Here is a 19597-nt window from a genome sequence, read left to right on the forward strand (position 1 = left end):
TATGCGCACCTCCCTGCATGACTGCCCGGCCCCGGCCAAGCTCAATCTTTTCCTGCACGTGAACGGGCGCCGCGCCGACGGCTACCACCTGCTGCAAACCGTGTTCCAGATGGTCGACCATGGCGACCTGCTGCACTTCGACCTGCGCGCCGACGAGCGCATCGTGCGCACCACCGACGTGCCGGGCGTGCCGGAGCAGGGCGACCTGATCGTGCGCGCGCTGCTGCTGCTGCAAGCGGCCTACTTGCGCCGCCACGGCCATCTGCCGCCCGGCATCGACGTGGCCATCGACAAGCGCCTGCCGATGGGTGGCGGGCTCGGTGGCGGCTCCTCGGACGCGGCCACCGCGCTGATGGTCGCCAACGCCTTGTGGGAGACGGGCCTGACGCGCGAGGAGCTGATGGCGCTGGCCCTGCCGCTGGGCGCCGACATTCCGTTTTTCATCTTCGGCCAGACCGCCTTTGCCGAAGGCGTGGGCGAGGCTTTGCTGCCGGTGCAGGCCCCCGATTGCTGGTATGTCGTCATCGAACCAGGGGTCGCGGTACCCACCGCAGCAATATTTTGCTCAGAGCATTTGACAAGGGACACGAAACCCGTCAGAATAACGGACTTTTCCAGACACACCATGAATCGAACAGATTCGACGGGGTTCGGAAGAAATGATTTGCAAGCAGTGGCAGTGAGTTTGTTCCCGCCGGTAGCACAGGCGATCGACTGGCTCTCGGCTCACGGTGACGCCAGGATGACTGGCTCTGGAGCGTGTGTGTTTTGCGCGTTTTCCAGCGAAATGGAAGCTGACACGGTACTTCAACAAGTGCCCGGCATCTGGACCGCATGGAAAGCAAAAGCGCTGATGCATCATCCTCTCAACACGGTGTTGCAAGTTAGTGCGGTTATAGAATAGAATTTGGCCTGGCGTTGTGTTTGACGATAAAATGTCAAGTGTGACGACAAGCAGTCAGTTGCGTAGGGGAATCGCCAAGCTGGTTAAGGCACTGGATTTTGATTCCAGCATACCAAGGTTCGAATCCTTGTTCCCCTGCCATTCGTTTTGCCTGGTCTGTCGATGCGAAGTCAGCGTCCAGCAGGCGGACTCGGTGGCCTCGCTCTCGCGAGTCACTTGTTAGCTTAGCGTCAGCCGGCCGGTTCTGTCCGGCGACATTCAAAGAAATCAACGCTTACCTCTTGGGACTCCCATGGCTTACGAAAACCTGATGGTTTTTACCGGCAACGCTAACCCTGCGCTGGCAGAAGGAGTCGCAAAGAATCTGGGCATCCCTCTCGGCAAAGCTGTCGTCTCCAAGTTCTCGGATGGCGAAGTCATGGTCGAAATTAACGAGAATGTCCGCGGTAAAGACGTTTTTGTCCTGCAATCGACCTGCGCACCGACCAACGACAGCCTGATGGAAATCATCCTGATGGTCGACGCTCTCAAGCGCGCGTCCGCGGGCCGCATCACCGCAGCGATCCCTTATTTTGGTTATGCCCGCCAGGACCGCCGTCCGCGTTCGGCGCGCGTGGCCATCTCGGCCAAGGTCGTGGCCAACATGCTGGAAAAAGCCGGCGTCGAGCGCGTCCTGATCATGGATCTGCACGCCGACCAGATCCAGGGATTCTTCGATATCCCGGTTGACAATATCTACGCGTCCCCGATTCTGCTGGGCGACCTGCAAAAACGCAATTACGACGACCTGCTGGTCGTTTCGCCGGACGTCGGCGGCGTGGTGCGCGCGCGCGCCCTGGCAAAACGCCTCGGCTGCGACCTGGCCATCATCGACAAGCGCCGCCCGAAGGCGAACGTGTCGGAAGTGATGAACATCATCGGTGAAGTTGAAGGCCGTAACTGCGTCATCATGGATGACATGGTCGACACCGCCGGCACCCTGACCAAGGCCGCCGAAGTGTTGAAAGAGCGCGGCGCCAAGAAAGTGGTGGCGTATTGCACGCACCCGGTGCTGTCCGGGCCCGCGATCGACCGCATTTCGGCGTCGCCGCTCGATGAACTGGTTGTCACCGACACGATTCCCCTGTCGGCCGCCGGCCTGGCGTGCGACAAGATCCGCCAGCTGACCTGCGCACCGCTGCTCGCTGAAACGTTCAAGCGCATCAGCAAGGGCGACTCGGTGATGTCGCTGTTCATCGACTAAATAAGCGACTGATCCAGTCGCCAGAAATACCCGATTCGCAGGGTGGCAAGGCGGGAACCGAGCGTTCCTGGCCCTGCCACCCTGAAGTTTATTTCAGTACCAATTTTTCCGGACACGCTAGCGTGGCCGTTTTCGAGTACCCCTGGTCGCGGGGGCGCTCACACCGCAGGGCGATCAAGCCCCGCACTTTTTGGAGTTTCACATGAAAGTTATCGCATTCAATCGCAATCTGCAGGGGTCCGGAGCGAGCCGCCGCCTGCGTATCGCTGGTCAAACCCCAGGTATCATCTACGGTGGCGCTGAAGCCCCGGTCATGATCCAACTGGACGGCAACGCTCTGTACCACGCACTGAAAAAAGAAGCGTTCCACGGTTCGATCCTGGACATGGAAATCGACGGCAAGACCCAGCCAGTGCTGCTGCGCGACTTCCAGATGCACGCATTTAAGCAATTGGTCCTGCACGCCGACTTCCAGCGCGTCGATGCCAACAGCAAGCTGCACAAGAAAATCGCCCTGCACTTCGTGAACGCCGACGTATCGCCAGCAGTCAAACTGCACGGCGCTATCGTCTCGCACGTGCTGCAAGAGTTGGAAGTGTCCTGCCTGGCAACCGATCTGCCAGAGTTCATCACCGTCGACCTGACCACCATCGATGTTGGCCACTCGATCCACGTTGCTGACCTGGTCCTGCCAAAAGGCGTGACCGCGATCACCCACGGCAAGAACCCAACCGTTGCTACCGCTGCTGTTCCAGCTGGCCACGTGTCGGCTGACGCTGCCGCTACCGCTGAAGCCGCACCTGCTGCTCCAGCCGCCAAAGGCAAAAAGAAGTAATCATTCGCGCGCCGCTGCGGCGGCGTGTTGGAGAAAAACCCGCTTGGCCTTGCGCCCAGCGGGTTTTTTATCGTCTGTTATCCTTGCACTCCATTTTGATAATTTAGAACACCATGCCCATTCGCCTGATCGTCGGCCTCGGCAACCCCGGCCCCGAGTACGAACAGACCCGCCACAACGCCGGTTTCTGGCTGGTCGATAACCTCGCCAACAGCCTGCCCGGTTGCCGCCTGCAGCGTGAAACGCGCTTTAACGCCTTCGTGGCGAAAACCTCGGTGGCCGGCCACGAAGTGTTTTTGCTCGAACCGCAAACCTATATGAACCGTTCCGGGCAATCGGTAGGTGCCCTGGCGCGCTTTTACAAGATCAATCCCGACGACGTGCTGGTCGTGCACGACGAGCTCGACCTGGCGCCCGGCGCGGTCAAGATGAAGAAGGGCGGTTCCAGCGGCGGGCACAATGGCCTGAAAGACATCACGGCGGCGCTCGGCACCCAGGATTACTGGCGTTTGCGTCTCGGTATCGGCCATCCGCGCACGCTCGGCTCGCAGCAGCCGGTGGCCGACTTCGTGCTGCACCGGCCGCGCAAGGAAGAACAGATCCTGATCGAGGAAGCCATCGACAAGAGCTTGCGCATCCTGCCGCTGGCGGTCGAAGGCAAGTTCGATATCGCAACCATGCAGCTGCATACCGCCTGACGCCGCGTTTCAGCCGCCCTTGACGATGATCTGGCTCTTGAGGTCGCGCATCATGCGTTCGAGCAGCGGACGCAGGCGCACGTAGTCGGCCGGCGTGCAGATCATGCCGGCATGGCGGAAGCGCACGTTGCGCCGCACCAGCACCGTGTTGGCCTGGCGCGTGTAACTGGCCTGGTACGACAGGCCGGCGGCGTCAAGCGCGAGCGCTTTCGGCAGCGCCATGATGCGGATCCCGGGCGCGAACGCGATTGCGGTTTCGTCGGCGGCATCGATCCCGGGGCAGATAAAGTCTTGCGTGCGGTTTTTTTCCTGCGCCATGCTGGCGACCGACTCGCCCAGTCCACCCCAGAAATTGAAGCTGGTCGCCACTCCGGCCGGCCCCGGCAGGTCGACGAAATTGTCGCTCACGCCGGTAAAACCCATGCGGTACTCATCGCCAGCGCCATCGAGCAGGCCGGCATCGAATGCACCATCGCCGTGCTGGCCCAAGGCTTGCAGCGTGCGCTCGACGAACAGGGCGCGTTCGGCCGGCGCCGTGTCGCGCACCGCCTGGCGGTAAGGCTCGGCCATTGCGCCGCCGGCCGTGCGCACCACCTTGAAACTGCTGCGGCCATTCTTGCCGACCTCGAAGCGCGCCAGCGTGCGGTTGATCTCCGGCTGGACGGACGGCGTCTGCGCCAGCTTGCCTGTCTTGGCCAGCAACACTGGTTTACCGAGCGCGGCCGGCGGCAGATAGCCGGCGGTGACCGCATCCGAGGTGGAATCGAGGTACAGCTCGAGCGCGGGAATGTAGGTGATCACGTGGTTGAAGATGCCCAGGGTAGGGGCATCGGGCAGGCGGTAGGCATTGCCGCTGTTGATCAGGGCGGCGCTGCTGTCGATGCCGGCCGCCGCCAGCAGCGCTTCGAGCAGGATCGCATGGTCCTTGCAGTCGCCGTAGCGGTTGTTCAGCACCGTGGCGGCCGCATGCGGCACCACGCCGCCGGCGCCGGTGTACACGGCCACGTAGCGGATATGGCGGCGCACCCATTCGGACAGGGCCAGCGCTTTCGCACGCGCGGTGTCGAGACCGGCCGTCAGTTCGCGCGCCAGCGCGGCGATGGCCGGGGTAACGGCGGCTTGCGCCTGCGCGCGCGCGTGGTAAGCGCGGGCAAAGGCGGCGTAGTTGGGGAAGGTGGACACCGCCAGCCGCTTGCCGTAATCGAGATAGCTGACCGACTCCGCCTCGATGCGCCGGTTGGGCCCGCTGACGTACTGCCACTGATACACCTGGCGCCCGGATGCGCTGCTTGCCGGGACCGGCACGAAGCCGGCCGCGTCCGCATACAGCAGCATCGAGGAAGGCATGTCGTAGATCAGGTGAAACTGCTTGCTGGCGTAAAACTGGGACGAGGACAAATCCTCGAAATGCCCGGGGAACAAGGCGGTCTTGCGCTTGAGGACGTAGCGCACCGCCACCTTGTCGCCCACCGCGACGTCGGAAAACACGACGATTTTCAGGCGCGTATCCTGGAACATGGGCGCGTCGCCCGAGGCCGGCTCCTGCTGGTCCCTGACCTGTTCCGGCGGCACCGCGATGCGCCGGCCGTCCGGCTTGATGGTGTAGGCTTCGACTTCGCTGATCTCGTCGAGGCTGGTGTTGTAGCTGATGTAGTACTGGCTGTGCGCCTGGACCGCGCGCGGCAGGACGATGGTTTTGACGTTGTCGACCGTGAGGCGGTAGCTGCCGTCGGTGTCGACCACGAAGTGCTGGATGTATTTGTCGACCACCATCGAGGGATCGGTTCCGGTATCGGCGTCGGTGGCGGTTGCGCTGGCGTTGGAAAGAAGGAAGAGGGCGCTCAATACTGCGGCGAGGCAAGTGTGCATGTAGGGCTCCGGACGAGGGGCATCAGCGGCCCATGTTACGCAGGCTCATGCTTCCGGATTTGACTTGCCGCAATCGTGCCCCGGTGGCCGGCATTAAGCTGGCCCGCAGCAGTCCGAATTGGGAAGTGCCGGGCGTGTGGCCAGCGTGTTTCGCGCTTGTTGCCTGCTTCATTCAACCTATACTGACGACTTAAAGGAGGCAACCATGTCCGATATGAAGGCGCCGTCCGCAAAGCCAACGGCTTTGGCCACCACCGCACAGCCGAAGCCGGTTGCCGATGCAGTTGAGCGGGCCGACATTGCCATAACGCAGTCGTATCGAAGCGATCCGCAACAGCGAATCGAACTCATTCGCGGGGGCATTCCCGCTGCTCGCATCAGCCAATTGTCCTCACGCATGGGAATGAGCAAGGAACAACTCATTCATAGTCTTCGCCTTTCCCGCGCCGCCATCAACCGCAAGGAAAGGGACGGAGCATTGCTGTCAAGCGATGAATCCGAACGTGTGCTGGGGGTCGAGACCCTCATTGGCATGGTGCAGAGTATGGTGGAAGAGTCAGGTAACCCGGAAGGCTTTGATGCGGCGCGCTGGCTCGCTACCTGGTTAACTCAGCCGCTGCCGGCGCTGGGCGGCGCAACTCCCGCCAGTTACATGGACACGTTTGAAGGTCAAAAACTGGTCGCCGGGCTGTTGTCCATGATGCAGAGTGGCGTATACGCATGACGGTGTCGCTATGGCGGATCGCAGTCGAGGCAGCAAGCTATTCAGCGAACGATCTCAGCGGAACCGGCGCCAGGATGATGGGAGGGCGCTGGAATAGCAAGGGCACTCCTGTCGTTTACTGCGCCACCAACATTGCACTGGCCACGCTCGAAACAGTGCATTATCTCCGCAGCGGCGGCTTGCCGTTCAACCGCTATCTGGTGCGCGTCGATATTCCCGATCACGTATGGGATGGCCGCGCGGTGCTTGATCCCTTGCCGGGAGGCTGGGATGCGGTACCGGCGGGACTTGGCAGCCGGGTGGCCGGCGAGCGCTGGATCGTTTCCGCCGCTGCGGCACTGCTCCAGGTTCCATCGGTGATCGTCCCGGAAGAGTCCAATGTACTGATCAATCCCGTACACCCGGATGCCGCCGGTATCAGCGCGACAACGATCAAGCGCTGGATTTACGATCCCCGCTTCTTTCCCTGATGCGCGCGCGGGTTGGTTCACCGCCATTCGCTCCTGTGAGCATGCGACTTGCCGCAATGGACGTCTTGTCGCCATAATCACGGCATGCACGCACTTTCCTTCCACGCCGGCCCGCACGCGCTGGCCCACATCCGCCAGCACGGCTTGCGCGCGCGCGACATCGCTGTCGTTCCCGCCGCCGCCGGCGGCCCCAAGGGCTTGATCTTCCAGTCGCTCGACCAATGGCTGTTCGGCGACTGGTTCCCGCAAGCGCCGCGCGAGCGGGCCCTGATTGGCGCGTCGATCGGCGCCTGGCGCATGGCGGCCGCCTGCCAGGCCGATCCGGTGGCCGCGCTGGCCCGCTTGGGCGAGCTGTACTGCGGCCAACGCTACACCGCCAAACCGTCGCCGCAGGAAATCAACGCCGTCTGCCGCAAGCTCCTGCACGAGCTGGTCGGCGGGCACGAAGCGCAAGTGACCGCTCACCCTCACCACCGCCTGCATGTGATCGCGGCGCGCGGACGGCGCGCGCTGGCGGAACCAGCCCACCGGCGCGCCGAAGCGAGCGGCTTTGCCGCCGCCGCACTGCTCAACCTGGCCTCGCGCGCCAGCCTGGGCCGGGTGGCCGAACGGGTCGTCGTCGGCGATGCGCGCGGCGCACCAAGCTGGATGCCGCCCGGTTTCGACAGCTTCACCACCCATTTCGCCACCCTCGACAGCAGCAACCTGGCCGACGCCCTGCTGGCCTCGGGCACCCTGCCCATGCTGATGCCGCCGGTGCGCACGATTGCCGGCGCCCCGCCCGGCGCTTACTGGGACGGCGGCCTGATCGACTATCACCTGGCGCTGCCCTACTCGAACCTGGCGCCGGGCCAGATCGTGCTGTATCCGCACTTCAGCGAGCACATCGTGCCCGGCTGGCTGGACAAGGCGATGCCGTGGCGGCGCATGGCGCGCGGCGCCCAGCGCGGCTGGCTCGACAACGTGCTGCTGGTCGCGCCGACCCCGCATTTCCTCAGCACCCTGCCGCGTGGCAAGCTGCCCGACCGCAAGGATTTCACTTTCTACGGACTCGACCACGACGCCCGCATCCGCAACTGGCAGCAGGCGATCGGGCAGGGGCAGCGCCTGCGCGACGAGTTCGCCGCGTTCGTCGACCAGCCCGACCTGTCGCGCATCCAGGCATTCTGAAAGGCAGCATGATCAAGGGCATCTTGTGGGATAACGACGGCGTGCTGGTCGATACCGAGCACCTGTTTTACGCGGTCAACCGCGAGCTGTTCCTCGAACATCAGATCGCGCTGAGCGAAGCCGATTTTTTCGCCTGGTTCCTGGCCGATAACATTGGCGCCTGGCACCTGATGGCGGCCGGTGGCGCGACCACGGACCAGATCGGCGAGCGCCGCGACGAACGCAACCGCCGCTACGGCGCGCGCTTGCGCAGCGAAACCGGCCTGGCCATGCCGCACATTGACGCCGTGCTCAGGCGCTGTGCCGCGCGCGTGCCGATGGGCGTCGTCACCAGCGCCCGGCGCGCCGATTTCGACATCATCCACGCCGGCCTGGACCTGATGCGCCATTTCCGCTTTGCATTAACCGCCGAGGATTACCGGCACAGCAAACCCTCGCCCGAGCCGTATCTGGCCGGGCTGGACAAGCTCGGCGTGGCCGCCGCCGACTGCCTGGCGGTCGAAGACTCGCCGCGCGGCCTGCAGGCGGCGCGTGCGGCCGGCATCGAATGCATTGTCCTGCGCCACCGCCTCATGCGCGATTACCCGTTCGACGGCGCTTACCGCGTGGTCGACACCGTCGCCCAGCTGGACGCCGAGATTGCCGCCCTGTTGCCATCCTGACAGGCCCATGCCCGGGTATGTCACCGCAAGCCCGGCTTTTGCGGCCTCCGGCCGCGTCCAAGATTACGTCGAGTGCTGTGAAGTGTCAGAGAATCCCTCTTGATCGAGCAATTTGCTCGATGGGCACATGAGGCGAGCACTTGTGGTCTAACTGAGGATTTTCAAAACCAAGCATTGCCAGCAACGAATCGGCATGGAAATAGCGTTTCGCGCACCTTAATTTGAAGGGTGGCGAACCTCTTTTCGAAGTCAGACTTTCACTGACAAGGCGATGCCGTGGTGGCGCATGGCGCGGCGCGGCTGGCTCGACAACGTGCTGCTGGTCGCGCCGACCCCACATTCCTTCAGCACCCTGCCGCGCGGCAAGCTGTCCGACCGCAAGGATTTCACTTTCTACGGGCTCGACCACGACGCGCGCATCCGTAACTGGCGGCAGGCGATTTGGCCGGGGCAGCGCCTGCGCGATGAGTTCGCCGCGTTTGTCGCCCAGCCCGACCTGTCGCGCATCCAAGCATTCTGAAGAGCAGGGTGATCCTGCGATGAGCATCGCCGTCTCCGCCTTCGCAAGGTCGGCGGCGGGGCCGTCTTCCCTGCTGGGATAGACTGTCGGTGAAGCCGCCCAGCGTCAACGGGCCCAGCTGCGCGGCCATGGGCGCGCAACACAGGCACCAGGAAGCGGCCAGGCGTAGGGCCGTGCGTGAGCCAGAAACTCATGCTTATTACATTGTAATGGGTAGTACTGGATGCTACAGTTATCTATGCCTAAAAGAACCGCGCCTTCTGAAGCCGCCTCAACGGCAGCCCGTCGAGTCCCGGAGGCGCGGGTTTTCAAGACAGCTTGGTTCGCCAGAGCGGCACGCAAGCGCGGCATTACCGACCCCGAGCTGTGCAAGGCCATGAAGGAGGTCATGGAAGGCAAAGCCGACCCCTTGGGCGGCGGCGTCTGGAAGAAGAGGCTCAATGACAACATGGATCGATCCATCATTGCCGCAAAAGGCGAAAAGAACTGGATCTTCGTGTTCCTGTTTATGAAAAAGGACCGTGAAAACATCGACAAGGCCGAGGAGGCTCATTTCAAGAAGTTGGCGAGCAGCTATGCACTATTGACGCCGTCAGCCATCGCGGCATTGTTGAAATCAAGCGATTTTGTGGAGATATGCCATGAGGAATGCTAAACCGGCGACAGCAAAGCCGGCCAAGGCCGCAAACAAGCCAGCGAAGAAATCCGCGGGACCTGAACGAATGCAGAAAGCTGACGCCTTGGCGGGGACGACAATAGCCGTCCCTGCGCGCCAGGTGGTGAACGCCCCCAAAACGGGCGCGACCATGAAGAGTGCTCCCACCGCGCGAGCGCGGCCCCACCGCAGCGACGCTTTCGAGGCGATCCACAGCGCCGCGGCCGCACTCCATTCAGTCGGCATTATCGACAAAAAGACGATGCGCGAATTTGACAAGAGTTGCTTTACCCCGCCGTCGTTTACCGCGAGCGACGTGCTGCGTATCCGCAATAAGGAGAACCTCAGTCAGGAAGTTCTGGCGCGCTACATGGGGATAACGAAGTCGACCGTGGTCAAATGGGAGTCGGCCTACAATATTCCAAGCCCAATGGCACAACGGTTGTTGAAAGTCATCGACGAACAAGGCATTAACGCTATTGCCGGAGCGCCAGGACGCAGCACTGGGCGTAGTTAGGCCGAAAACGCAGGAGGGCGTGCTTGACATGGTCCGACGACCGGGCGCCGGGATAGCCGTCCTGACTGCCGCCGCGCCCGTGCATGACACGCCCAAACCCGGTTTTTGCGGCCCCCGGCCCCGTCCAAGGTTACAATATGGGGTTTTGGGGCTTGCCTGTTTGAGCGCCCCTCGTCCATCGAACTAGAAAGTCTTCCCATGAGTCTCCAATGCGGCATCGTCGGCCTGCCTAACGTCGGCAAGTCCACCCTCTTCAACGCGCTGACCAAGGCCGGCATTCCGGCCGAAAACTATCCGTTCTGCACGATCGAGCCGAACGTCGGCGTGGTCGAAGTGCCGGACCCGCGCATGGCCGCGCTGGCTGACATCGTCAAGCCGGAACGCATGGTCAACGCCATCGTCGAATTCGTCGACATCGCCGGCCTGGTCGCTGGCGCGTCGAAGGGCGAGGGCCTGGGCAACCAGTTCCTGTCGCACATCCGCGAAACCGACGCCATCGTCAACGTGGTGCGCTGCTTCGAGGACGACAACGTGATCCACGTGGCCGGCAAGATCAGCCCGCTGGACGATATCGAAGTCATCCAGACCGAGCTGGCGCTGGCCGACATGGGCACCGTCGAAAAAGCCATCCACCGCGAGAACAAGAAAGCCCGTTCCGGCGACAAGGATGCGGCCAAGCTGGTCGCCCTGATGGAACGCATGATGCCGTTCCTGAACGACGCCAAGCCGGTGCGCGCGATGGGCCTGGATGCCGAAGAAATGCTGCTGATCAAGCCGCTGTGCCTGATCACCGCCAAGCCGGCCATGTACGTGGCGAACGTGTCCGACACGGGCTTCACCAACAACCCGCTGCTGGACCAGTTGACCGCCTACGCCAAGGGTCAGAATGCGCCGATCGTGGCCATCTGCGCCGCCATCGAGTCCGAAATCGCCGACCTCGACGATGCCGACAAAGGTGCTTTCCTGGCCGACATGGGCATGGAAGAGCCAGGTCTCGACCGCCTGATCCGCGCCGCCTACAAGCTGCTCGGCCTGCAGACCTACTTCACCGCGGGCGTGAAGGAAGTGCGCGCCTGGACCATCCACGTGGGCGACACCGCACCGCAAGCGGCCGGCGTGATCCACACCGACTTCGAACGCGGCTTCATCCGCGCGCAAACCATTGCCTACGATGATTTTGTCGCGTACAAGGGCGAAGCCGGCGCCAAGGAAGTGGGCAAGATGCGCGCCGAAGGCAAGGAATATGTGGTCAAGGATGGCGATGTACTGAACTTCCTGTTCAACGTCTAAGCCGATTGCCGGATGTCGCCGCCTGTCGGCGCATTCCGGTGAAAAACAAAAGCCCCGTGCATCCTCGTGATGGCGGGTTTTTTTCATGCCGCACTGGTTTTCCGCACCCGGGCGCCAAGGCCCATGGCCCGATGCTGTGACACGCGTCATGGGAGCCCGAAAGTAACAACCTACAATCAATAATCGATTGGCAACAACATCCCGGCCCGACACCACGGCGCCGGCGGCAGGCGGCATGGCTTGACTGCGAACGGAACGACAACGATGGTCATTGCGGACTCCCCCCTCGACAAGGATGCTGCCGGTACGGTGGCGCAGTGGGACGTGGCCTACAGCCAGCTGGTCGCGCGCATCAGGCTGGTTCTGACCGTGTCGGCGGTCCTGGTCGCCGTCCTCGACCACCCCGGTCCGGACCGCGCCAACCTCACCGCGCTGCTGGTCCTGTCCGTTTATGCGTCGCTGTGCGCGGCCGTCTATCTGTTTCCCCAATGCCAGCCGCGCTGGACCCGCGGCAAGCTGCGCCACCGGCTCGACGTGGCCGTGTCGGCGGCCGTGGTGGCCGCGGTCGGGCCGGCCGAGATTTTCCCGCTGGTCTTCCTGCTGTTCGCGATCGTGGTCGCCTCGCTGCGCTACGGCCTGGCCGAAGGCGTGCGCGTCACCATCGCCACCGTCCTTCTGTACTACATGGCGGCCATCATCACGCTGCCCGACGTGACGCCGGCGCGCCTGCTGCTGCGCGCGGCCGTGCTGCTCGCCTTCGGGCGCGTGATCGCCCAGCTGGGCGAAATGCACATCCTGGCGGCGCGCCGCCAGGCACTGCTGCGCGAGCTGAGCCAGGTGGCCAATCCGCGCTTCGGCATCGACCGCAGCATGACCGCCGCGCTCGACCGGGTACGGGCGTTTTTCATGGCCGACAGCTGCCTGCTGCTGCTGGGCGAGCACGACAGCGGCGGCCACGCGCTGCGCACGGTGCGCGCACATGGCCCGACGGTAGCGCCGGTGGACCCGATCGACCCCGCCCTGGCACGCGCCATGCTGCCCGAGCCGCATACGCAGGTGCTGCTGTTTACGCGTGCGTGGCGCTGCTGGCGCGCCGTCGGCGGCTGCGCGCTCGCTCATGGCGGCGAGCCCCCCGCCTGGGCGCCGCACCACCCCGCCCGCCTGGAGGAAGTGGCCGACCTGCTGGGCGCCACCTCGTTCATCAGCGCCCCGGTGAGCTTTGGGCGCGGCAAGGGCCGCATCTACGTGGCCACGCGCATGCGCCACCTGGGCCGCGGCGATGCACTGTTCCTGGCGCGTATCGCCGAACAGGGCTTGCGCGCCATCGACCGCATCGATCTGCTGGACCGCATCGCTTCCGACGCAGCCGGCCTGGAGCGCAAGAAGATCGCGCTCGACCTGCACGACACGGCCATCCAGTCCTACATCGGCTTGCAGCTGGGCCTGGTCGCCCTGTGCCGCAAGGCCGAGCCCAGCAATCCGCTCGCCCCCGACCTCGACAAGCTGGTGACGATGGCGGCCGAGGTCATCGCGCAGCTGCGTGACGAGGCCCAGCGTGCCTGCGGCGCCGCGCCCGCCGACGACGCCATGTTCCTGGCCGCGCTGCGCCGCCAGGCGGCCCGGGCGCTGGCGACGTACGGCGTCGAGATCGGCATCGATGTCGGCGCCAACGTCACGCTGGGCGACCGGCTCGGCGCGGAAGTGCTGCAGATCGTGCGCGAAGGCATCAGCAACGTCTGCCGCCACACCGACGCCACGGCGGCCAGCGTGGCGCTGCGCTGCAGCGGCGCCATGCTGCACATCGACATCAGCAACCCGCACGGCGGCAGCGCGCCGCCGGCCTTCCAGCCGCGTTCGCTCAGCGAGCGCGCCAGCGCCCTGGGTGGCGCCGCCTCCGTGCGCCAGGGTAGCGCCAACGACACCATTGTCACCGTGGAGATTCCATTATGAAAAATGAAGCACAGGATGTATCGGGCCCGATAAAAGTCATGCTGGTGGAAGACCACCAGACCATGCTGTGGGGGCTGCAAACCCTGGTCGATGCCGAACGCCCGCGCATGACGGTGGTGGGCACGGCGCGCACCTGCGCCGAGGCGCTGGCCGGGGCCGCGCAACTGGCGCCGGACGTGATCCTGCTCGACCTCGACCTGGGCGGCGTGTCCACGGTCGAGTTCCTGCCGGAACTGCTGGCCAACGGCGTCTCGCGCGCGCTGGTGCTCACCGCCGCCCACGATCCGGACCTGCTCGACCTGGCGGTACGGCGCGGCGCGCGCGGTATCCTGCACAAGGAAGTGACGGCCGAACAAGTCATCAAGGCCATCGCCAAGATCCACCGCGGCGAACTCTGGTTCGACGCCGACACCATGGACCGCGTGTTCGGCCAGATGCTGGGCTGGCGCCGCGCGCTGCGAGCCGACCCGCCCGAGGAAAAGCACGCCGCCCTGACCGCGCGCGAACGCGCCATCGTCAGCGCCGCCGTCGAACACAGCGGCTGCGCCAACCACGAGGTGGCGCAGCGCCTGTTCATTTCCGAGCACACCCTGCGCAACCACCTCAGTTCGATCTACCGCAAGCTCGACGTCCCCAACCGGCTCGGCATGTACGTCTACGCGATCCGCCACGGCCTGGTCCAGCCCCAGCCCGGCCAGAGCGGCCCGCGCCACGAGCGCCTCAATGGGCACTGAGCACCGGCATGATGGTGCGCACGATGATGATCATCGCCGGCCCCAGCACCACCATGATGATCGCCGGAAAGATGAACAGGGCCAGCGGAATGAGCATCTTGGTCGGCACCTTGGCCGCGTGCTCCTCGGCCCGCACCTGGCGCTTGTGGCGCAGGTCTTCCGAAAACACCCGCAGCGATTCGCCGATGCTGGTGCCGAACTTGTCCGACTGCGCCAGCATCGTGGCGAAGGTGCCGACTTCCTCGATGCCGGTCCTTAGCGCCAGGTTGCGCAGCGACTGGGCGCGGCTGGCGCCGGCGCGCATCTCCAGGTTGGTCAGGTGCAGTTCCTCGGCCAGCGCGCGGCTGCTCATGCCCATCTCGTCGGCCACCCGCGTCAGTGCGGCGTCCAGCCCCAGGCCCGCTTCCACGCACACCAGCATCAGGTCGGCGGCATCGGGAAAATGCTCGAAAATCTCGCGCTTGCGCTCGCGCAGGCGCAGCCACAGCGCCAGGTTCGGCAGGTAGCAGCCGGCCAGCGCCGCGATCCCCAGGTTCATCAGCACCGTCATTTCGTCCATGCCGGTGAAGGCGCGCAGCAGCAGCCAGGTAGCGCCCGCGAACACCAGCGGCAGCACCGTCTTGAGGCCGAAATAGATCAGGCGCGCGTCACTGCGCCGGATGCCGGCATTGATGAAGCGCAGGCGCAGGGGCGAACTTTCCCAGTCGCCGGCGGGCGCCAGCACGCGCGCGAACGGGCCGACCGCCTGCGCCACGGTGGCGCTCCAGTCGGTTGCGGCGGCCGGGTTGCCGATCGCGTCCAGCCGCCGGTCGAGGCGGGTGGGCACGAGCAGCAGGTACAGGCCGGCGATGGCGGTGGTAACGGCCAGGCAGACCAGGGCAGCGAGCACGAACATGATGATCCCCTTTCAGATACGGATACGAATGATGTGGCGCAGCAGCAGAATGCCGAACGCCATCGAAATGAGCATGCCGCGCACCAGGCTCTGGCCCAGCGGGTCGGTCCACAACGGCGCCATGAAGTCCGGATTGAACACGCTCATCAACCCGCCGATGGCGAACGGCAGCAGCGACAGCAGCCAGGCCGACATGCGGCCCTCGGCCGAGAGCACGCGCACATGCCAGAACAGCTTGAGGCGCTGGCGGATCAGGCGGCTCAGGTTGGCCAGCACCTCGGTCAGGTTGCCGCCCGAATCGCGCTGGATCAGCACGGCCACCACGAAGTAGCGCAGGTCGGTGATCGGCGCGCGCACGCTCAGGTTGCCCAGTGCCTGTTCGAGCGAGACGCCGAAGTTGATTTCGTCGTGCACCAGCCGGAATTCGCTGGCGATCGGCTCGGCCATTTCCTCGCCGATCATCTGCAGGCCGGCCCCGAAGGCGTGCCCGGCGCGCAGGGCGCGCGCCAGCAGGTCCAGCGCGTCGGGCAATTGCTGCTCCAGCTTGGTCAGGCGACGGCGGCGGCGGCGCTGCAGGTACGCCAGCGGCAGCCAGGCCGTCACGCCGGCAGCCAGCGCGCCGGCCATGAAGGGCTGGTGCAGCACCCCCGTCACCAGCAGGAAGCTGGCCGCGCCCAGCGCCACGCAGGCCAGCAGCAGTTTCGAGACGGTCCAGTTCAGGTTCGCCTGCAGCAGATAGCGGTCGAGCTGGTGGGCGCGCGGCAGGCGCAGCAACAGGCGCTGGAACAGCGGCAGCTCGCTCATCATGCGCTCGCGCAGCAGGTGCGACTGGGCCGAACTGTCGCCCGCCGCCGACAAGGCGTTGAGGCGATGTTCGATCTTCCTGGCCTGCGGTCCCTTGTAGGTCTTCCACATCAGGTAGAGCCCCTCGAACAGCAGGATCACCGCGATGAACACCAGCACCGACAGCAGCGGCGAAATGGGAGCGCCGGCGCTGGCGCCATTGACTTGACTGAGCATGATGGCCTCCTACTGGTAGCGGCGGGTGCTGTCGAACATGGCGTCGGGCAGGCTCACGCCGAACGCGCGCAGGCGGTCGCTGAACTTGGGGCGCACGCCGCTGGCCTGGAAGTAGCCTTCGACGGCGCCGTCGGCGGCCACGCCGGTCTGGCGGAAGGCGAAGATTTCCTGCATGGTGATGATGTCGCCCTCCATGCCGGTGATCTCCTGGATGCTGGTGATCTTGCGGCGCCCGTCGATCAGGCGCAGGCCCTGGATCACCACCGTGATGGCCGAGGCGATCTGCTGGCGCGCCGCCTTGTGCGGCAAATTCAGGTTGGCCATGCCGATCATGTTCTCCAGGCGCGAGAGGGCGTCGCGCGGGTTGTTGGCGTGGATGGTGGTGAGCGAGCCGTCGTGGCCCGTGTTCATGGCCTGCAGCATGTCGACCGCCTCGGCACCGCGCACCTCGCCGATGATGATCCGGTCCGGGCGCATGCGCAGCGCATTGCGCACCAGCGCGCGCTGCGTGATTTCGCCCTTGCCTTCGATGTTGGCCGGGCGCGTCTCCATGCGCACCACGTGCGGCTGCTGCAGCTGCAGTTCGGCCGCGTCCTCGATGGTGACGATGCGTTCGGCCGGCGGAATGAAACCGGACAGGATGTTGAGCAGGGTGGTCTTGCCGGCCCCGGTGCCGCCGGCGATGATCATGTTGACCTTCGACTTGCACAGCCCTTCGAGCACGGTCGCCATGTCGGGCGTGAGGCTGTGCAGGTCGTGGATCAGGTTATCCATTCTCAAAGGAATGTGGGCGAAGCGGCGGATCGACATCATCGGGCCGTCCAGCGCCACCGGCGCGATCACGGCGTTCACGCGCGAGCCGTCCGGCAGGCGCGCGTCGACCATGGGGCTCGATTCGTCGATGCGGCGGCCCACCAGCGAGACGATCTTGTCGATGATGCGCAGCAGGTGCTTTTCGTCGGTGAAGCGCACCGTGCTCAGTTCCAGGCGGCCCTTGCGTTCCACGAAAATGCGGTTGTAGCTGTTGACCAGGATGTCGGAGACGGTCGGATCGGCCATCAGCAGTTCCAGCGGGCCGAAGCCGAGCATCTCGTGCTGGATGTCGCGGATCAGCGAGCGCCGTTCGGATTCGTTGATGGCCGCCTGCTCCTCGTCGAGCAGGCGTTCGGCCATCACCGCGATTTCGCCGCGCAGCATGGGCCCTGGCAGCGCTTCGAGCGCGGCCAGGTCGAACTTGTCGAGCAGTTTCAGGTGGATGCGCCCCTTGATGGCGTGGTAGTCGTCGCTGGCGCCGGAGGCAGCCACGCGCATGTCGGCCTGGCTGTCGATGGCATTGAGTTGTTCACGGAAGGACATGGGATTCTCCTGAGTGGCGTCCAAGCAGGCGCCCGGTAAGGCGGCCGAACAGGCGTGCCGGCGCGCCGTCCTGCGCTGTGTGCGCGGCCTGCGGGCGCGTCATGAGCGCTTCGGCCAGACCGGCCACGCCGTGCAGCACCGGATTGGCGCGCGCGTTCGCCGTCAGGGGTTCGCCATGGTCGATCGCCGCGGTCACCTGCTTGTACGAGTTGGCGACCGTGTGGATCGCATACTTGCCCAGCGCCCGTTCGATCTCGGTCACGCCGATCGGGCCCTTGCGCTCGAAACGGTTGACGATCAACTCGATCTTGTCGGCGCCGTAATCGAGCGACTTGAAAATGGCCAGCATCTTCTTGGCGTTGCGGATCGACGCCAGGCCGGCCTGCAGCACCGGATAAATGCGGTACGCGCGGTCGAGCGCCTTGATGCTCAGGGTGGTCACCGGGCGCCCGATATCGAGCACCACGTAGTCGTAGTGCCGCACCGCCAGCGCCAGTATCGCCTCCACGTGCGCCGCGCTGATTTCGACCGCCTGGGCATGGTCGTCGGGCGCGGCCAGGATGCTGAAATTGGGCGTCACCTTGACCGTGCTGGCGGCCAGGAAGGAGGCGTCCAGGCGCGCGATGGCGCGCGCCACGTCGGCCAGGGTCGATGCGGGACGGCCATCGTGCACGAATGCGAGCGCGTCGCCGAACTGCAGGTTCAGGTCGATCAGCAGCACGGAACGGGTTTGCGCCAGCTGGTATCCCAGGCTGGTGGCGAGGAAGGTGGCGCCGCTGCCGCCCTTGCAGGAGATGAAGGCGAGGACCTTGCCTTCGCTGTGCGCCTGGGCGCCGCGCAGCTTGGCGCCGATGCGCGCAAGCGCCGCCTCCAGTTCGGCCGGCGCGAGCGGGGCCGGCAGCACCTCGCGCACGCCGGCGCGCATGGCGTTGATCAGGAAGTCGGGCGTGCAGATCGCGCACAGCAGCACCACGGCGATGTGCGGGTGGCCGCTGGTGAGCGCGCCGATGGCGGCCAAACCCGCGCTGTCGGCGCAGCCGTCGACCAGCATCAGGTCGGGCTGGTCGCGCCCGGCCAGCGCCAGCAGGTCGCCGGCGCCGCCCACGGTGGGCAGCACCACGTGCGCGCCGCCCTGCAGCAGCTGGCCGATCTCGTTGATGCGTATTTTGTCGGGCGATACGATGGCAATTTTCATGGCGGGTTCCTTGGTTGGGGTTTTATTGGCAGATGAGCGCGTTATTCGGATCGCGCCGCATCATTTCGCGCGGCAGATAGGTGCTGAACGCGGGCAGCGCGCGCACCGGCATCACCGCCCCGACCACCGGGGAGAGCCAGCGGTAGTGCAGGCTGGTGACGGTCACCGTCACCCCGGCGCAGCTGGCGGCGTCGCAGCCGGACGGCTCCCACGCCAGCGCCACCGCGCCGATTTCGGGCACCATCATGCGCATCTTCTGCAGCACCTGTCCCTGGTTGGCCGGGTCGGCGCACACCACCGCGTAGCGCGCGCCGGCGCGCGTGGCCTCGGTGGCCGCGTTCCAGGTGAACAGCATGCGCGCCACGTCGGTCACGCCGAGCAGGAACATGAAGAAGAGCACCAGCACGAACGCCAGTTCGATCGTCGTCGCGCCGTTCCGGGGAGCTGTTTTCCTGGTTTTCATAATGGGCTGCGCATGGTGGCGCTGATATCGTTGAAGGAAATGACCGCGAACCTGGCCCCGAACATATTGGCCATCAGCGGCCGGAACTGGTAGCCCGATACCCGGATCGTGACGGTGTTCATCAGCGGATCGCTGCCTGCCGTCTGCCAGGTCGGCGCCGGCACCCTGGCCGCCGTCAGCGCCGGGTCGAGCAGCGTGCCGGTGCCGGCGACGTTCCCGTACAGGATCATGTTGCGCGCCTCGACGACGTGGGTGCCCGGCGTTTGCACCGACAGGTAGCGCACCGCATTGCGCACGGTCTTGGCGGTGGTGTTGTAGCGGTAGACGGCGCGTCCGAGTTCGGCGCACATCAGCGAGACAATGAGCAGCAGCGGCAGCACGAACGCGAATTCGACCAGGGCCACGCCTTGTTGACGTTTTTTCATGG

Annotated in this window: 21 protein-coding genes and 1 tRNA gene; 15 read left to right on the top strand and 7 right to left on the bottom strand. The window is 65.0% G+C overall.

Going from position 1 to position 19597, the window contains the following annotated elements; all coding sequences use genetic code 11:
- Position 1 precedes the first annotated feature (1 nt).
- The 5 genes from ispE (at position 2) to pth (ending at position 3680) form a co-directional block, all read left to right on the top strand.
- Positions 2–904 (top strand): 4-(cytidine 5'-diphospho)-2-C-methyl-D-erythritol kinase, encoded by a 903-nt coding sequence (gene ispE / locus RBA40_RS06265; protein WP_306646840.1) that lies wholly within the window; start codon positions 2–4, stop codon positions 902–904.
- Between the two features lie 64 nt (positions 905–968).
- A tRNA-Gln gene (locus tag RBA40_RS06270) sits at positions 969–1045 on the top strand.
- A gap of 151 nt (positions 1046–1196) precedes the next feature.
- Positions 1197–2147: a ribose-phosphate pyrophosphokinase gene (locus RBA40_RS06275; protein WP_054265879.1), complete on the top strand. Its 951-nt coding sequence runs from the start codon at positions 1197–1199 to the stop codon at positions 2145–2147.
- A 202-nt stretch (positions 2148–2349) separates the two neighbouring features.
- Positions 2350–2982, top strand: a complete 633-nt coding sequence (locus RBA40_RS06280) for a 50S ribosomal protein L25/general stress protein Ctc (protein ID WP_099873875.1) — start codon at positions 2350–2352, stop codon at positions 2980–2982.
- A gap of 113 nt (positions 2983–3095) precedes the next feature.
- Positions 3096–3680, top strand: a complete 585-nt coding sequence (gene pth, locus RBA40_RS06285) for an aminoacyl-tRNA hydrolase (protein WP_099873876.1) — start codon at positions 3096–3098, stop codon at positions 3678–3680.
- Between the two features lie 9 nt (positions 3681–3689).
- Here pth and RBA40_RS06290 read toward each other — a convergent pair whose 3' ends face one another.
- A complete protein-coding gene (locus RBA40_RS06290; RefSeq protein WP_306646842.1) occupies positions 3690–5549 on the bottom strand; it encodes a DUF3857 domain-containing transglutaminase family protein in 1860 nt (619 codons plus the stop codon).
- A 205-nt stretch (positions 5550–5754) separates the two neighbouring features.
- Between RBA40_RS06290 and RBA40_RS06295 the strand changes: the two genes are divergently transcribed.
- The 10 genes from RBA40_RS06295 (at position 5755) to RBA40_RS06340 (ending at position 14241) form a co-directional block, all read left to right on the top strand.
- Positions 5755–6273, top strand: coding sequence for an Xre family toxin-antitoxin system antitoxin (locus RBA40_RS06295; protein ID WP_306646844.1), 519 nt, complete (start codon positions 5755–5757; stop codon positions 6271–6273).
- Positions 6270–6743, top strand: coding sequence for an RES family NAD+ phosphorylase (locus RBA40_RS06300; RefSeq protein WP_306646845.1), 474 nt, complete (start codon positions 6270–6272; stop codon positions 6741–6743). The genes RBA40_RS06295 and RBA40_RS06300 overlap by 4 nt, the downstream gene beginning before the upstream one ends.
- 84 nt (positions 6744–6827) lie before the next feature.
- Positions 6828–7913 (top strand): patatin-like phospholipase family protein, encoded by a 1086-nt coding sequence (locus tag RBA40_RS06305; RefSeq protein WP_306646847.1) that lies wholly within the window; start codon positions 6828–6830, stop codon positions 7911–7913.
- Positions 7914–7921: 8 nt separating this feature from the next.
- Positions 7922–8575 (top strand): HAD family hydrolase, encoded by a 654-nt coding sequence (locus RBA40_RS06310; protein ID WP_306646848.1) that lies wholly within the window; start codon positions 7922–7924, stop codon positions 8573–8575.
- 286 nt (positions 8576–8861) lie between these two features.
- Entirely contained in the window at positions 8862–9095 is a 234-nt protein-coding gene (locus RBA40_RS06315) for a hypothetical protein (protein WP_306646850.1), read from the top strand.
- A gap of 238 nt (positions 9096–9333) precedes the next feature.
- Complete coding sequence (locus tag RBA40_RS06320; RefSeq protein WP_306646852.1) at positions 9334–9750, top strand: type II toxin-antitoxin system RelE/ParE family toxin; 417 nt, start codon at positions 9334–9336, stop codon at positions 9748–9750.
- A complete protein-coding gene (locus RBA40_RS06325) occupies positions 9737–10267 on the top strand; it encodes a helix-turn-helix domain-containing protein (RefSeq protein WP_306646854.1) in 531 nt (176 codons plus the stop codon). The genes RBA40_RS06320 and RBA40_RS06325 overlap by 14 nt, the downstream gene beginning before the upstream one ends.
- Positions 10268–10465: 198 nt before the next feature.
- Entirely contained in the window at positions 10466–11557 is a 1092-nt protein-coding gene (gene ychF / locus RBA40_RS06330) for a redox-regulated ATPase YchF (protein WP_099873880.1), read from the top strand.
- Between the two features lie 264 nt (positions 11558–11821).
- Positions 11822–13507, top strand: coding sequence for a sensor histidine kinase (locus RBA40_RS06335; RefSeq protein WP_306646856.1), 1686 nt, complete (start codon positions 11822–11824; stop codon positions 13505–13507).
- Positions 13504–14241, top strand: coding sequence for a response regulator transcription factor (locus RBA40_RS06340; protein ID WP_306646858.1), 738 nt, complete (start codon positions 13504–13506; stop codon positions 14239–14241). Before RBA40_RS06335 ends, RBA40_RS06340 begins: the two co-directional genes overlap by 4 nt.
- Here RBA40_RS06340 and RBA40_RS06345 read toward each other — a convergent pair.
- From RBA40_RS06345 to RBA40_RS06370, 6 genes are read right to left on the bottom strand one after another with little or no spacing between them, the layout of a single operon-like run.
- The gene (locus RBA40_RS06345) at positions 14228–15136 is read right to left on the bottom strand and encodes a type II secretion system F family protein (RefSeq protein WP_306646860.1); all 909 of its coding nucleotides are present in this window, start codon (positions 15134–15136) and stop codon (positions 14228–14230) included. The genes RBA40_RS06340 and RBA40_RS06345 overlap by 14 nt on opposite strands.
- 12 nt (positions 15137–15148) lie before the next feature.
- Positions 15149–16156, bottom strand: coding sequence for a type II secretion system F family protein (locus tag RBA40_RS06350; protein ID WP_306646861.1), 1008 nt, complete (start codon positions 16154–16156; stop codon positions 15149–15151).
- A 9-nt stretch (positions 16157–16165) separates the two neighbouring features.
- Positions 16166–17512, bottom strand: coding sequence for a TadA family conjugal transfer-associated ATPase (locus tag RBA40_RS06355; protein ID WP_306646863.1), 1347 nt, complete (start codon positions 17510–17512; stop codon positions 16166–16168).
- Entirely contained in the window at positions 17499–18707 is a 1209-nt protein-coding gene (locus tag RBA40_RS06360; RefSeq protein ID WP_306646865.1) for a CpaE/TadZ family protein, read from the bottom strand. Before RBA40_RS06360 ends, RBA40_RS06355 begins: the two co-directional genes overlap by 14 nt.
- 22 nt (positions 18708–18729) lie before the next feature.
- A complete protein-coding gene (locus tag RBA40_RS06365; protein ID WP_306646866.1) occupies positions 18730–19170 on the bottom strand; it encodes a TadE family protein in 441 nt (146 codons plus the stop codon).
- Positions 19167–19595 (bottom strand): TadE/TadG family type IV pilus assembly protein, encoded by a 429-nt coding sequence (locus RBA40_RS06370; RefSeq protein WP_306646868.1) that lies wholly within the window; start codon positions 19593–19595, stop codon positions 19167–19169. The genes RBA40_RS06365 and RBA40_RS06370 overlap by 4 nt, the downstream gene beginning before the upstream one ends.
- Positions 19596–19597 lie beyond the last annotated feature (2 nt).

This window comes from Massilia pseudoviolaceinigra (genome assembly GCF_030846505.1).
In the GTDB taxonomy this organism is placed as follows: Bacteria; Pseudomonadota; Gammaproteobacteria; order Burkholderiales; family Burkholderiaceae_D; genus Telluria_A; species Telluria_A violaceinigra.

Coding starts and splice junctions, on each gene's coding strand:
- RBA40_RS06355 (WP_306646863.1), bottom strand. CDS start 17,512: ATGTCCTTCCGTGAACAACTCAATGCCATCGACAGCCAGGCCGACATG.
- RBA40_RS06345 (WP_306646860.1), bottom strand. CDS start 15,136: ATGTTCGTGCTCGCTGCCCTGGTCTGCCTGGCCGTTACCACCGCCATC.
- RBA40_RS06335 (WP_306646856.1), top strand. CDS start 11,822: ATGGTCATTGCGGACTCCCCCCTCGACAAGGATGCTGCCGGTACGGTG.
- RBA40_RS06300 (WP_306646845.1), top strand. CDS start 6,270: ATGACGGTGTCGCTATGGCGGATCGCAGTCGAGGCAGCAAGCTATTCA.
- RBA40_RS06325 (WP_306646854.1), top strand. CDS start 9,737: ATGAGGAATGCTAAACCGGCGACAGCAAAGCCGGCCAAGGCCGCAAAC.
- RBA40_RS06320 (WP_306646852.1), top strand. CDS start 9,334: ATGCCTAAAAGAACCGCGCCTTCTGAAGCCGCCTCAACGGCAGCCCGT.
- RBA40_RS06295 (WP_306646844.1), top strand. CDS start 5,755: ATGTCCGATATGAAGGCGCCGTCCGCAAAGCCAACGGCTTTGGCCACC.
- RBA40_RS06290 (WP_306646842.1), bottom strand. CDS start 5,549: ATGCACACTTGCCTCGCCGCAGTATTGAGCGCCCTCTTCCTTCTTTCC.
- ychF (WP_099873880.1), top strand. CDS start 10,466: ATGAGTCTCCAATGCGGCATCGTCGGCCTGCCTAACGTCGGCAAGTCC.
- ispE (WP_306646840.1), top strand. CDS start 2: ATGCGCACCTCCCTGCATGACTGCCCGGCCCCGGCCAAGCTCAATCTT.
- RBA40_RS06315 (WP_306646850.1), top strand. CDS start 8,862: ATGGCGCGGCGCGGCTGGCTCGACAACGTGCTGCTGGTCGCGCCGACC.
- RBA40_RS06360 (WP_306646865.1), bottom strand. CDS start 18,707: ATGAAAATTGCCATCGTATCGCCCGACAAAATACGCATCAACGAGATC.
- RBA40_RS06310 (WP_306646848.1), top strand. CDS start 7,922: ATGATCAAGGGCATCTTGTGGGATAACGACGGCGTGCTGGTCGATACC.
- RBA40_RS06280 (WP_099873875.1), top strand. CDS start 2,350: ATGAAAGTTATCGCATTCAATCGCAATCTGCAGGGGTCCGGAGCGAGC.
- RBA40_RS06275 (WP_054265879.1), top strand. CDS start 1,197: ATGGCTTACGAAAACCTGATGGTTTTTACCGGCAACGCTAACCCTGCG.
- RBA40_RS06350 (WP_306646861.1), bottom strand. CDS start 16,156: ATGCTCAGTCAAGTCAATGGCGCCAGCGCCGGCGCTCCCATTTCGCCG.
- RBA40_RS06305 (WP_306646847.1), top strand. CDS start 6,828: ATGCACGCACTTTCCTTCCACGCCGGCCCGCACGCGCTGGCCCACATC.
- RBA40_RS06370 (WP_306646868.1), bottom strand. CDS start 19,595: ATGAAAAAACGTCAACAAGGCGTGGCCCTGGTCGAATTCGCGTTCGTG.
- pth (WP_099873876.1), top strand. CDS start 3,096: ATGCCCATTCGCCTGATCGTCGGCCTCGGCAACCCCGGCCCCGAGTAC.
- RBA40_RS06365 (WP_306646866.1), bottom strand. CDS start 19,170: ATGAAAACCAGGAAAACAGCTCCCCGGAACGGCGCGACGACGATCGAA.
- RBA40_RS06340 (WP_306646858.1), top strand. CDS start 13,504: ATGAAAAATGAAGCACAGGATGTATCGGGCCCGATAAAAGTCATGCTG.